This window comes from Lactobacillus taiwanensis (assembly GCF_017894345.1).
GTDB classification, from domain to species: domain Bacteria; phylum Bacillota; class Bacilli; order Lactobacillales; family Lactobacillaceae; genus Lactobacillus; species Lactobacillus taiwanensis.
Map to the genome: position 1 here is coordinate 1,282,779 of NZ_CP059276.1, position 12,744 is coordinate 1,295,522.

21 protein-coding genes are annotated in these 12,744 nt (G+C 34.1%); all 21 read right to left on the reverse strand.

Translation table 11 applies throughout. From position 1 onward, the window contains the following. Positions 1 to 2: 2 nt before the first annotated feature. The 21 genes from H1A07_RS06160 to H1A07_RS10410 all read right to left on the reverse strand — a co-directional run bounded on the left by H1A07_RS06160 (position 3) and on the right by H1A07_RS10410 (position 12,586). Complete coding sequence (locus tag H1A07_RS06160) at positions 3 to 371, reverse strand: hypothetical protein (RefSeq protein WP_210144702.1); 369 nt, start codon at positions 369 to 371, stop codon at positions 3 to 5. Beyond that, the gene (locus H1A07_RS06165; protein WP_210144703.1) at positions 372 to 920 is read right to left on the reverse strand and encodes an HK97-gp10 family putative phage morphogenesis protein; all 549 of its coding nucleotides are present in this window, start codon (positions 918 to 920) and stop codon (positions 372 to 374) included. Continuing rightward, a complete protein-coding gene (locus H1A07_RS06170) occupies positions 913 to 1,266 on the reverse strand; it encodes a hypothetical protein (protein WP_210144704.1) in 354 nt (117 codons plus the stop codon). Before H1A07_RS06170 ends, H1A07_RS06165 begins: the two co-directional genes overlap by 8 nt. Continuing rightward, the gene (locus H1A07_RS06175; protein WP_210145498.1) at positions 1,263 to 1,580 is read right to left on the reverse strand and encodes a phage head-tail connector protein; all 318 of its coding nucleotides are present in this window, start codon (positions 1,578 to 1,580) and stop codon (positions 1,263 to 1,265) included. The genes H1A07_RS06170 and H1A07_RS06175 overlap by 4 nt, the downstream gene beginning before the upstream one ends. Positions 1,581 to 1,590: 10 nt before the next feature. Beyond that, positions 1,591 to 2,640, reverse strand: a complete 1,050-nt coding sequence (locus H1A07_RS06180; protein ID WP_210144705.1) for a major capsid protein — start codon at positions 2,638 to 2,640, stop codon at positions 1,591 to 1,593. Positions 2,641 to 2,657: 17 nt separating this feature from the next. After that, the gene (locus H1A07_RS06185) at positions 2,658 to 3,026 is read right to left on the reverse strand and encodes a hypothetical protein (RefSeq protein ID WP_210144706.1); all 369 of its coding nucleotides are present in this window, start codon (positions 3,024 to 3,026) and stop codon (positions 2,658 to 2,660) included. A gap of 2 nt (positions 3,027 to 3,028) precedes the next feature. Then, positions 3,029 to 3,679 carry a DUF4355 domain-containing protein gene (locus H1A07_RS06190; protein WP_210144707.1) on the reverse strand — a complete coding sequence of 217 codons (651 nt, stop codon included), beginning with the start codon at positions 3,677 to 3,679 and terminating at the stop codon, positions 3,029 to 3,031. Positions 3,680 to 3,849: 170 nt separating this feature from the next. Continuing rightward, entirely contained in the window at positions 3,850 to 4,056 is a 207-nt protein-coding gene (locus H1A07_RS06195) for a hypothetical protein (RefSeq protein WP_210144708.1), read from the reverse strand. After that, positions 4,049 to 5,644, reverse strand: a complete 1,596-nt coding sequence (locus H1A07_RS06200; RefSeq protein ID WP_244974100.1) for a minor capsid protein — start codon at positions 5,642 to 5,644, stop codon at positions 4,049 to 4,051. Before H1A07_RS06200 ends, H1A07_RS06195 begins: the two co-directional genes overlap by 8 nt. A 6-nt stretch (positions 5,645 to 5,650) precedes the next feature. Next, a complete protein-coding gene (locus tag H1A07_RS06205; protein WP_210144709.1) occupies positions 5,651 to 5,938 on the reverse strand; it encodes a ribosomal-processing cysteine protease Prp in 288 nt (95 codons plus the stop codon). Then, positions 5,868 to 7,367 carry a phage portal protein gene (locus H1A07_RS06210; protein WP_210144710.1) on the reverse strand — a complete coding sequence of 500 codons (1,500 nt, stop codon included), beginning with the start codon at positions 7,365 to 7,367 and terminating at the stop codon, positions 5,868 to 5,870. Before H1A07_RS06210 ends, H1A07_RS06205 begins: the two co-directional genes overlap by 71 nt. A 15-nt stretch (positions 7,368 to 7,382) precedes the next feature. Then, positions 7,383 to 8,657 carry a PBSX family phage terminase large subunit gene (locus H1A07_RS06215; protein ID WP_210144711.1) on the reverse strand — a complete coding sequence of 425 codons (1,275 nt, stop codon included), beginning with the start codon at positions 8,655 to 8,657 and terminating at the stop codon, positions 7,383 to 7,385. Then, positions 8,644 to 9,492 (reverse strand): terminase small subunit, encoded by an 849-nt coding sequence (locus H1A07_RS06220; protein ID WP_210144712.1) that lies wholly within the window; start codon positions 9,490 to 9,492, stop codon positions 8,644 to 8,646. Before H1A07_RS06220 ends, H1A07_RS06215 begins: the two co-directional genes overlap by 14 nt. A gap of 74 nt (positions 9,493 to 9,566) precedes the next feature. Further along, positions 9,567 to 10,184: a DUF4145 domain-containing protein gene (locus tag H1A07_RS06225; RefSeq protein WP_210144713.1), complete on the reverse strand. Its 618-nt coding sequence runs from the start codon at positions 10,182 to 10,184 to the stop codon at positions 9,567 to 9,569. Positions 10,185 to 10,551: 367 nt separating this feature from the next. Next, positions 10,552 to 10,998 carry an ArpU family phage packaging/lysis transcriptional regulator gene (locus tag H1A07_RS06230; protein WP_210144714.1) on the reverse strand — a complete coding sequence of 149 codons (447 nt, stop codon included), beginning with the start codon at positions 10,996 to 10,998 and terminating at the stop codon, positions 10,552 to 10,554. Positions 10,999 to 11,014: 16 nt separating this feature from the next. Next, positions 11,015 to 11,422 (reverse strand): VRR-NUC domain-containing protein, encoded by a 408-nt coding sequence (locus H1A07_RS06235; protein WP_244974102.1) that lies wholly within the window; start codon positions 11,420 to 11,422, stop codon positions 11,015 to 11,017. Then, a complete protein-coding gene (locus H1A07_RS06240; protein ID WP_210144715.1) occupies positions 11,409 to 11,645 on the reverse strand; it encodes a hypothetical protein in 237 nt (78 codons plus the stop codon). Before H1A07_RS06240 ends, H1A07_RS06235 begins: the two co-directional genes overlap by 14 nt. Beyond that, entirely contained in the window at positions 11,645 to 11,803 is a 159-nt protein-coding gene (locus tag H1A07_RS06245; RefSeq protein WP_210144716.1) for a hypothetical protein, read from the reverse strand. Before H1A07_RS06245 ends, H1A07_RS06240 begins: the two co-directional genes overlap by 1 nt. Then, positions 11,803 to 12,024: a hypothetical protein gene (locus H1A07_RS06250; RefSeq protein WP_210144717.1), complete on the reverse strand. Its 222-nt coding sequence runs from the start codon at positions 12,022 to 12,024 to the stop codon at positions 11,803 to 11,805. Before H1A07_RS06250 ends, H1A07_RS06245 begins: the two co-directional genes overlap by 1 nt. A 2-nt stretch (positions 12,025 to 12,026) precedes the next feature. After that, entirely contained in the window at positions 12,027 to 12,266 is a 240-nt protein-coding gene (locus tag H1A07_RS06255; RefSeq protein WP_210144718.1) for a hypothetical protein, read from the reverse strand. A gap of 188 nt (positions 12,267 to 12,454) precedes the next feature. Further along, positions 12,455 to 12,586 (reverse strand): hypothetical protein, encoded by a 132-nt coding sequence (locus H1A07_RS10410; protein WP_275952016.1) that lies wholly within the window; start codon positions 12,584 to 12,586, stop codon positions 12,455 to 12,457. Positions 12,587 to 12,744: the final 158 nt, after the last annotated feature.

Sequence of the window (12,744 nt, forward strand, 5' to 3'; positions counted from 1 at the left end):
TTTTATCCTTTCTGATATACACGATGGCTCGTATTATCTACAATTCCTGTAAAAACTATTACCACACGTGATACTCCATTTAAATCTTGGTCACCAACACTATTAGAAAAGCCCATTGCTGAAAATCTAGCAATGAGCTTTTCTTTTATATTAGTTAATGATCCATGGTCATTATATAAATCAATTGTTATCTTCCATTCAGTGTCTGTCTCTTCTTGTTGTGCATTCCGTATATAAGAAGATTGACTAGTTGAATAAATAGCAGCTGGGAATGTTGTAAATTTATCTGGATAAGATGGTGAAACTAGTTTTAATTCTGGCATAGATTTTAAAGTCTTAAATACTAGTGCTTTAACATTATAGATTTCCATTTAACCACCCAATTTATCATGAAGTTCTTGATCTATTGATCTTTTTATAATCTCTGGCGCTTCCTTAGCTATTTTATTAGCAGCAGGAGTCATAAATTGCCTTGCGGGCTGTCCAGTAGTTCTATAAAAATATTTTCCATTGATCTTAATCTTAGGAATACCGTATATTTTTGTGAGATCAAGATCAACTGAATCAACTGGGAAGAACCATGGCGTCTGTCTATAAATAATGGCAACATTTTTAGGAAGTTGCTTATGTGACCGTTCACCAACTAACCCAGTACCAAATTCACGAAATACAGCAACCATAGAAGAGTTCCACCAACGACCAATAACTTCATCTCCATCAACCTTTACTTCATGTTTAAAGCTTCGAGCAAGTTCGCCTGTGGAGTATTTAATGCTGGATTGCAACTCATCAACTGCATAGGCTTCTGCCTGCTCAATCGCACTTTCTTGAGCATTAGCTGTTGCTTTTGCCATTATATCTGGTAGCTTCTTTAACTTTGCTTTTAGTTCATTGATTCCTTTAAGTTCAACTTCAATCATTTTGTTCATCCCTCTTTATACGTTCTAAAGTAACGTTTTTATGAGTAGAAAACTCCTGAATAGCTGTAATCTTGTAATCTGGATCGCTAGAACTCGGAACATTTAGGCAAATACCAAAACCTTCGCCATGTCCCTCTGCAAGTAAATCACCTTGATACTTACATGTTTTAACGTATTTAATATCTTTACCATAAAGTTGAGCATTGACCGTACCACCAGCTGATTGAATATTCATCCTAATTTGTTGTGGATCACTCCAGCCAGAAATGCTATAGCCTTCATCATCTTGAGTATTCATTGGTTCTTTAAGATAAGCTGTTGTAAGATCACTGGCTTTTAGTCTCATAGCTTTCTCACCTTAGCAATTCGATAGCGATTTAATCCTTGTCGAATATCTTTTGGAATACCAGTCTCAAAATAATTAGTTATGCCACCTTCGGATCGTTGTGTTTCGCCTTCAATGCCTAACCGGTTGTAATTAATAACTGCTAGCTTTTTAACGTAAATATCCATACTACCGACTAATTTCTTTTGACCAGTATAATCTAGTACCTGTGCTATCGATTCTTTAACTAGTTCAGTTAGTAAGGCATTATTGGTATTTTCTAATCGAGTACTTAAAGCTGAAACTATTTCCGTTAGTTGATCCACATTAGGCACCTCCAATTATTTAAAGTACCTTAGCTTGGAATACATCATCAGCGCTAGCAAATGAAGGAAGCATTGTTGCAGCTGCTAAAATCCATGTTCCAATTGGATCCTCACTGGTTTCATAAACCTTAGCCATGATGTTACCCACATTAGATACTTGAGCGTTACTTGAAATCAAGCGATTTTCTTCAGGGGTTGGACCATAAATCTTTTGACCTGGCACTTCATCATTGAAAAGAACAATGCGATCTTCTGGGAAGTAATTTTTAGTTGTCAAATTACCCTTTGCGTCTTCATCTCGATACTTACCATCATAAGCACGAATAATTGGTAACCCTTGGGCTGTCATCCATTGATCTAAATCAGCTTGGCCAACAACACGTCCAGTATCTTTACCAAAAATAGCTTCTTTAATTTCAGTACTACGCATTAATGTACGTAAAACTTTCTTAGAAGTTAAAGCTCGGGTTGGTGTAACATCTAGTGAATCTGACCAATCTTGCAAGTTATCAATAATAGAAGCATCACTCTTATCCCACGTCTTGGTACCTGATAATGTCTCTTGATGTTGCTTTGGCACGCCATAATCAACAGCAATACCATTTTTCTTATCAGTAATTTTACCAGTAGCGAACATTTCCATAGTCATTTTTTCGCCACGTGCCTTAACTGCTTGAACCATAGCGTCAATATCATCAAAAACATACTGTTTTAAGTAGTTTTCTTCTGCAGTATTACGTGGTGATTGCAATTTGATTAGCATTTCTTCAGTAAGTTGCATTTTGCGCTTCACGTATGCCAATTCAGCAGTTATCTTACTTGCTTCACGACTACCAATTTCAGCTTCAGCATCAAAAGCTGAAACACTTGCGATTGTTGGTACACGACTACCAGCTTTCAAAATATCAACTTCAAGTGTTGGTACTTTGACTGCTGGAAATAAAGTATCACCTAACATTTCTGGATATTGACGATTGCGGGTATAGTCAAGCACCGTATTTTGACTAAACATATCAAGAATAGGTGTTGCAAATCGTTGTAAATCTAATTGTAATTTTTGATTTTTCATTAATTATATTCTCCCTTCTATTGGTTCTTTTGAGTATCAGTAGATGGCGCTTTTGTTGTATCCAAATCCTTAAAGTGAATTGCTGACATTGCCTTAATAGCCTCTGCTGTTGGAGTTGGATTCAATCTTTGACTTAACACCCAACCATCACGCATAACAGCAACCATTTGATTAGATCCATCTTCTGACACGTACACATCATTTACAGTGATTCCGACAGCTTTTGCATCATTAGTTGGATATACCGTTCCCGCTGGTACATATTTACGTCCTAAGTCATCTGTTTGGACGTTGTAATTATCTTTATTAATTGTTTCTGGGAAAGCAGTAAACTTTTCAGAAGCAAGAAAGTTTAATTGCTTTCCATTTTGAAATTGTGTATACATTCTTATTTCCTTTCTAAATTCCAAAAATCACTTTTAGACTTTTGAGAATTATTAGCTTTTTCAGCATAGATTTCTCCAGGAGATTTATGATCATGATTTCCATCTAAGCTCTTTGGAGGTCTTGCACTTTGAGCTAATCGAGTTTCAACGGCATCATGAACTGCAGCACGGAATACTTCACTAACCTTTTGATAAGTATCTGTCATCTTATCTTTATCAGCTAAAACGTCATCAAACACATCTACTAATTCAGCTGGCAAACCATCTTCAATCAATTTAGAAGCTAATTCATTCCTATTTTCACGCTTAGTAATATCAGCTTCTCTATCAACTAAAGCTTGTTCACGTTGCTTTAGCTCATAGTTTTGCCGTTCTTCAGGAGACATATTTTTAAGATCTTTAGCTTTTTGAGCTTTATCACTCTGTTCTTTCTCCCACTTAAAACGGGCGGTATCTAACGCTTTAGCTAATTTTTTATCAAAGAAAGAATCCATTTCAGATTGAGTATCAAAAGTTTTAAACGGTTTTGTATCACCTGAAACATCTTCATTTACTTCAGCTTCACTAGGATTAGTATTACTTTCCTCACCTCCTTCACTTTGACCATCATCAGCAAATCTCTGTAAATTTAGTTTTAATACGATATTTTTCATAAAAATTCCTTTCTACCCATGCACACTTGAAATATGACTGCATAAGAAAAGACACCCCATATTTCTACACGGTGCCTTTCTGGTATGCAGTAACAAGTCCACATACGTATTCAATTTTTTAAGTAGTTTCATGACATGCTTAGGTCAATCCAAAAATAAAAGACACTCAGTTAATGAGTGTCTTTAGATCTATATATAACTCTTTCTATATCATCAATTGAAATAGGCTTCATAGCCATCGTCTTTTCTTCTTGTTCTGGTGTTTCAACACCGTAGTCAGGCAAAAAATGAGTTTCATCCATTTGATCCATTAAGCCTACCACTTCTCCTGTTTTCAAAAGAACAGTGTCATATTCTTGTGGAATAAGTTTACTCATTTTTCTTCACCTCTTTAATATAGCTACTAGTGTACTTTATTTGAGTAGGATTATCATCCATTACTATCCAGCCTACAACGACATTAATTGGTTTACCATCTTTATTGTACAACATTATTTTTTGTTCATATACATCCCCAAACCCATTATTTCCTTTAAATTTTACCGGATAAGATTTAGCCGCTTCCTTAATGGCATCCACATACGCCATATAATTACTTTTATCATATCCTAGCTTTTCTTTAATGAGTTTTCCCTTGCTCCAGCCTCTTTCATTTTCGGTATTAAAGAGATATTTTGTAAATTTTGGAGTGGGGATCAGCATATTGTTCAAGTTAGGTAATTTCTCTTCAGGATGTTCTTTTAAATACAATCTCCGATTGAGATCAATGTTTAAATTCTGCCAATAAATATCATTTTCACGTTTAAGATTATTAAACAAATCTCTTGAGGGCACCCTATCTCCAAGTACCTTTTTAAATTTTGCATATTCATCTGCACTATTCTTTTTAGACACTACAGTATTATTTTTAGGACCTAAATAGATTACAGGTACAGTTCGGCAAAAGGGATGTAGAGGCGGCATATTCTTTCCCAAAATCGCATCCCTAACCTTAAATACTTTACCGTTGATTGAACGACATATTTTACTAGTTCGACTATCAATCACTGCAAGCAATTGATATCGTTCAACTCCACGTTTACGCCAGTTATCCAGCTTTATTTTAGAATAAAAGAAATTAGCTTCAGTCCTAATCAAACGACTAGCATTAAATTTACTAGTATTAAACTCATGGGCAATCTGCTTAATCATGTCTTTTTCAGACATATTACTCAATTCTTTAGTAGTAAACAATTCTTGCAAGCGTTCAGCAAGCTTATCAGTATTGTCCCAGATACGCGATGAAAAATTTTTGCCTTCCCACCGGGTATTTAATGCTGCTTCGACGTAACGATTAGGTATCTCGGTAATTTTATCTTTAGGAAGATCCTGCTCCATTTTTACGCTAGCAATCTTCTTGCCAGTTTCAGGATTTTTTATGATAACCTCGTTGTCTTTTGATTCTATAGATGATTTTATTTTGGTATCAGGCAGCTTATAGTCCTTTGTTTTATCATATACTGCTCCCTGTTTTTCAACCTCATCCCAGGTTCGTTTCATTACATTAGTATGCAATTTAATGTTCTGATCTAATTCAACATCTCCGGCTGACTTAGTAGCAATATAAGCTTTAACTCGTAACTCCTCTAATCTGGTAATCCTACTCTTAGCCGCTAATCTACTTAGGTAATCATCGATAGCTTTTTTACTCTCTTTATCAGTAATATTGCTAGCCAATACTTTTAGTGTAACTAATTCAGAGGGAGAAATATGTGAGGACATAATATCTGACACCTCTTGTTCTGAAATATCAGCATAAAAATAGCGACGATAGATCTTTTGAACCTCGTCGCTTAAATATGATTGTGCTTTTTGATACGCTCGATTAATTATTTTCAATCGTTCAGTAGCTTCGTCCTGATTTTGTTGCTCATTTTGTAAGTCTCGCAACTGCCAATATGTAAACTTCCTCTTATCAATTTTCATAATTAATCAAGACCATGCTATATACTTGCCATATTGGCTTATAAGCTGGTCGACCGTATTCTCAAATGCATTTAGTAATGTTTTATTCTCAATGCGTTCACTATTTGCGAATACAGCCGTTAATGTTCCATTTTTATCAATAGCACTTACGTTAGTACAATTATTAACAGTATGCGTTAACAAAGTAGAAAATGCAGCACAAACAATATCAGAACCCTTAGCACTATATTGAGCGTGTCCGCTTGCTATGATTGTCGTCTGATTGGGTTTCTTTATCATTTTCACTCGAATCATCTTGAGACTCCTCCAGTTCTAAGCGATCAGGATCTTGCTGTCTTAATGCTTCTTGACTTTTCTTGATAGTTTCGGCATCTTGTTCATTCATTTCATCAATTACATCTTGAGGACTATCAACGTCGGGCAACCAACTATACGTATATTTTCTAGGGATGACACCATCAGCATTTTTGATGTTATTTACAACATCTGACAGATTAGATGGAATATTTGCAGTAAGTGAAATTTTACATCCACTAGCATCGTCATTTGCTCCCTTAATGTTTACTATCGTCTGCATTAACTGTAATCTTCGGCGTAAGCCATCAAAGAAATAACGTTGCTTAATTGATAACAAGTTTTCCAAGCCAAACAATTTAAACTTCATTGCTTCACCTGATACATTACCCATAAATTTTTCATCATTCATATTTGGCACATATGAAATCTTATGAATATCATTCTCAATGGATTGGCTTAACAGATTTACTTGTGTTTCATCAAAGCTTTTAGTTAACCACTCAATATCTGCTCCCTCTTCGCGTGGAGGAGCTTCGATAACGCCTCGATTTAACCTTTGTTTATCGTCTTCATCATTATCTAAACCAAATCCAAATGTAACAAGAAGTGCATCCACAAAAGCTTCCTTGTCTGAAATTCGATCTGTTTGAAGTAAGTTATATGCATCAATCAGCGAAATCAATTGTTCAAAATCGCCTTGTCGTTCTTCATTATTTCGATATTCGATTATTGGAACTGCACCAAATATATTTTCACCATCATATACAATGGGATCAGTGGAAGCTACTTCCATTCCCAGCTTTGTACGGTATTCTACAATTCTCTGAGGCATATAAACAGTAATACTATAACCATTTATTTCTCCGCTCAGATCTTTCTTTTCTTGAGCAAAAACGGCAAATAATGGTTCATGTTCAACCGTATCATCTGTTACTACAATGGTTGCCCGAGGATCTATTACTTCAATCTTTAAATCAGTATTAGGTGTAAGCTTTTCATTTCCTAGTTTATCTCTCGCAATTATAGGGTCAGTTTGTTTTAGATACAATAATTCATAACTATAACCAAATACAGATAAGTCTTTTTCTAACTCAATATCATGCTTATGGATATCAATTTGCTTGAATACATCTAAAATATCATCAATATTCTTTCCCTTATCAGCAGCATATTTAATCGGATTACCTGTCATAAACCCAACATTCATATCACTTATGTATTTAGCATGATTAATCATTACATTAGAAGCTCCAACATTAGCATTTTCAAATGTATGCTTTTCAATTTCTTGCTTTCCATTGTAATAATCAGACAGCATGTCTAATCGTTTTTGACGATTCTTTAGCTCTTTAATTGCATAATTTATGGCTTCAATGTTGGGTTCATTTATATCGCCAAGTAAATCTCTATCAATCACTAATGCCACATTTACACCTTCTTTCTATAATCCACGAATGAGAGGACGCTTAGTAACTTTTGCATTAACCCGCTTATAGATAACTGTGTAAACAAAATACCTCATTGCATCACAAGCATGATCATGTTGCTTAACAGGCTTATCTTCTCCATGTTCAGCAGCTTTTTCATCCCAAACGTAACTTGCTAATTCTTTAAATAAGTTAGGACAATTATTACTAAACTTGATCTTTCCTTCATTCATGGCAGTTTGTGTAACGCGAATGCCATCGATCACGTCGTTTTTAGCTTTTCTAACTTTAAATCCATTCTGTCTTAGAGTTGTACTGAAAGAAGCTGCAGAAGGATCAATAATCATCTCAGCCCTAATGTTTCCAAGAAACTCTTTGAGATCATGGCAATACTCTTCATCTGTCTTTTGACGGGATGTAGTTCTTCCTGAGTAATAATATTCTTTAATCAGATACCAAACTCCATGATTGCGTCCCCATAATAGGAACGCAGTAGGGTTTAATGTACCGTAATCACAAGATACATAATACTTTTCAAAATGATTGGGTAATTCATTAACTACCATTGTGTCTTTATCAAAATTGTCATAGATAACTCCTTCCGACATTACCCATAGCCCTTGGATATATCTCTGATAAAACACTCCTGAATACATACGCTCATATCTGCTAATAGTTACACTGTCAAGAGATGGATTATCATGCATCGTGAAGTGGATGCGTAAAGCACGCTTATCTTTCATCTGGTCAATCCAATTTAGTTTAAACCAATGAAACGGGCCAGACGGATTACAGTTGAACCACATTTTAGCGCCTGTCACTGAACAACGAGCTGTTGCTTGATTAACAAAGCTTTGTGGCATAAGTGCAACTTCATCAAAAAAGAACCCAGCCAAAGTAATACCTTGAACTAGGTCCTGGGATGCTTCATCTTTACCACCAAAGATGAAGTAAAAGTTTGTATGCCCATTTTTGCTGATAGTTATCATATTTTCAGAGCGAGAATCATATACGTTATATCCTTCGCTTTCTAGCATACTTCTTAATGGGCGAAGTACATTGCGTCTAAAAGATCCGATCGTCTTTCCCGCCATTCCAAATTGTTGCCCTGAAAAATTAGTCATAGACCACAATATATATGAGAGGGCCATTACTACAGTCTTTCCAGCACGAACCGAACCATCACAAATAATGGCTTCCTGGTTTAGAGTTCGGGGATTACTCCACCAGCTTAAGACTTGCAGTTGCTTACGAGAAAACGGAACAAAGTTAAATCTAGTTATCTTCATTATCTTTACTCCAAATCTTATCCATACCATTTTTAAGAGCACGTAACAAGGAAGTAGTACTGTCATCACTAACTTCTGGTTCAGGCAAGCGATCAAGTAAAATCTGCATTGCCTTTTGCCTATCTTCCATTTCAACTACAGGTTCACCCTTATCTATTCGAATACTCTTAATATTTGACGTATCAATATCTTTACTATCCTTAAGTTTAATTAAATGTTCATAATAATAATCCTGCTCTCCTGTTTCCGGATTAATTTTAGGCTCATACCTGAATTTACCTCCAGCGTCTTCGTATGGACCATCTTTATCATGAATTTTATAATAAACTAAGCGCTTTTTCGTTTTAAAAGACAGAACATCGGTAACATCACTAGTCGCCTGTTTTAAATAGCGTAGCAATATATCATTCGCAGTCGCATATAGTTCTTGTGACTGCTGTTTCTTTAACTCAGCAAGGTAATTTTTGATACTTACATTTACTAACAAACGTGGTCCTAAAGAGTTAGCTGATTGATAGCTTCCACCAAATGCCTGTTGATAAGCCCAAGTCGCATTGTATCGCTGTAAATAGTAAAGACAAAAGGCTTTTTGCTTATCATTAAGTTCGTCACTATCCGGCACTTCTGGTGGCTGTAACGCTGGTGCAACCTTTTCTTGTTTTGTACGCGTACTCTTTACTTTTGTATGCATACTTTTCTTTTTGGTTGTACGTTGCCACTTATTTCTAGTCTTCCACGACTTAACAGTACTTAATGCAACTCCGTATTTCTTAGCAATATCCTTATACTTCATTCCTGCTAAGTAATCTGCTTTTGCATCTTCTATTTTGCTCATGACATATCACCACACCACCTTTCTAAAATTTAACGCAAAATAAAAGGCAGCTTACGCTGACCTGTAATTAATTATTAATCTGATTCTTCAATAATAGAAGGATATTCATAATTCATTTTTAATAACATTTCACAAAACTTTAAAATCATTTGTGCATCTTGCTGAGAATTAACTTCTAATTCATGCGTTGCTTCATTGCCATACTTACGAATTTGATCAATCCAATCATGACTTTTAACACTAACAAAGTGTTTATCATTTAAATAATTTACATATTCAATAAATCTAAGATTATCACTAGCTCCTAAATCTACAGCTACATGCATTAATAATTTTCTACATAAAAGCACCGTACCAGTATATGCATTGGCTGCATAACAGCTTCTAGCCTCTTCATATACTTCATTTACATTTTTAGGAACTCCTTTAACTGATGAACCATATCTATTACCGGGCTCTTGGATATCATCATAAATAAAAGTTGGCATATAACAATTAGTACATATATACACACCTATACTATGACGATGAGCAAAATTCGGAGCATAGCCTTCAGTTAGCTCTTGAAGTGGCATGCCCTTATCACTGGAAACATAGGCTCCGCAATAACCACATGTAAAATTCTTACTAAGCATATAATTCTCTTTCCATTCTAAATCTCCAGTAATAATATTTTCTGTTAAATTATTCATTGATCATTACCTCCATTCGTTTCAAAAATAATTATAAAAAAGCCAAGCCTAATTAAAAGACTTGACTTTCTTGAAACGAACGGAATTTTAGTCCTAAGAAGGACTATGGGAAATACTGGAGTCGAACCAAGCTTAATGTCTCACCATTTAGAGATATTTCCCACTTGCTCTTTAACAAAATAATTTTAAAGGGACATTCTTAAAGAATGTGTGTATGCGCAGCTAACACAAAGCAATAGCCTTAAGTGTTAAATACATAATATAGAGGAATTTCTTAATGCGGTGAATTAATTCAATTAACTCACAATATATATTTAACCATACCTTTAGCCTATCAAAGTACCATAATTATACCTTTAAAGTACCCTTATTTATATTTATGTAGATCAACTATAGGCTCACATTTATTAACTCTTTGCCAATAATCAAAACTATCTGCAAAATCGTATAAAGCTTTTTTACGGGTATAACCAAGTTTATTATGTTCACAAAATAAAGTTTTCTGCACTTCATCCCAGCTTTGTTGATAGATAAATAAACCAAGTAACACTTTTCGTGAATTATCAGAACAATGTGCGATAGTATCAGCAATAGCTTTTATCATAGCTTCTGCGTTAAGACCACGAATGATTGCAGCTTCATTATGATTTTCACCATTACTATGACCAGGAGCGCCACTTAGTACAGGTGATTTTAAGTCTAAAAGATTATGACCGCTCATTAGTAATAATCTTTCGAGATCTTTAGTTAAAAATTTAGAAACTGATTTTCTAGTTTCTTCTTCATCTAGTTCTGGAAATAAACCTAAATTCACTGTACCAACTCCTATTTTAACTACCTTCGTTATAGCCGTACCCGACTAAACCACCATCAACAATCATCAAAGCATCTTGAACACTACGAGCTATTCCATGAATAACATTGTGAGACTGCAAAAACTCATGAAATCTAATCTGATCTTTGCTAGGCTTACCTGTTTTTGATTTAACTTCAATATAAAATATCTGTTTATCTACCCATCTAAAACCATACAAATCTGGGTGACCCTTAGCTGCACCAGCATCAAAATAATTCATTGGTGGTTTAACAATATAATTGCCATTTTGATCTTGTCTTAAAATTTGGCTATGTCGAATCATAAAACCTTTCCCTACATTGATTCGTTGAATAGAGCAACTATGTCTAGACAAAGCTACCATAATTTGTTTTTGAATTTCATGTTCTTCACTTGCCATCATAATCTTTCCTTATAAAGCGCGATTTATTTTTAACTGTATTAATTGAAAATCTAAAAAAATCAATTTTAGGAAAAGCATTCAATTCTGCCACAAAATATTCTCTTAAGATATTTGATTTATAAGATAATATATAAATTTTAGATTTAGAAATTTTTATACCATGATTTAAATACCAATCTTGAACATGATCTTTAGCTATTTCAATAAATTTTTCATCAGTCATTACTTCCACTTCACCACCACTGTTTTTAGAAGACCGTTATTGTCATACCCAAAGTCATAATCGACAATTGTAATCTCTTTATGCAAATTTACCCAATCATTAATATCTTTAATAAATTTATCTATATGATTATTACATTCAAAAACAAATAATTTCATTATTTTTTCTCACTTTCTTGAGGTAACAGTTCTGTTTGAATACTAGTAAAATCAACAGTTAATGGGTTTAAAGAAATTTTATTTAAAATATTTAAATCCAGTTGCTTAGCATCAGCATCTAAAGTAATTGTTACGATATCGCCGTCTGCCTTAAAGTTTTCAATCCCTGCATTAAAAGATAGTTGTTGTCCGTTTAATGTTTTATTTGCATTATTTACCATTATTAATCCTCCATTAAATAAATAAGATAATATTGTTGTAATTCTCCTAAAAGTTCCGGAATTGAATCAGAACAAATTAAATCGTTATTTTCATCACGTATTCCTTTTCCATTTTCCAAATTAATTACACAAAATTCTTCATCTTCAAGTTTAGTTATCAAACATTCACGCTCTAATACATGAATATTTAGTTTTAGTAAAATATGATCTCCAACTTCAGGCATTTTAAATTTAGTCTTCATTTATGTACCTCAATAACTAAAAATTATATAAAACATAAACATAAATACTATTGAACCTAACCAAAACGATGTTACTATTTGTAAGCCCTTATTATCTGAATGTTCAGAATTATATCCAGCCCACATCAATGAGATAAGTAATAGAAAACCTAGTATCACTTTTGCATCGCTTAGCGTCATTTTCATGTTCATTCGTCGTTTAACTCCATATCTGCTAATATTGATCTGTGTTTTTGTTTTTTCTTACTTTCTTTAATCACTCTACGCCAAGCTTTAATCGTTTCCTGATTAGTTTTTTCCTTTTGCTTTTTTCTTTTCATAATTTTCCCTCGAAAAGGTGACAGTCGGGGTACAGTAAAAAGATTAACTGTCACCTTAATTAACTCTTACAGCCACAAGAGATTTAAAGCTTTAAATATCAAAAAGTGACAGTAACTTTTTAAAAACTTTTTATAGGCTCTATACCCCCTATATATTT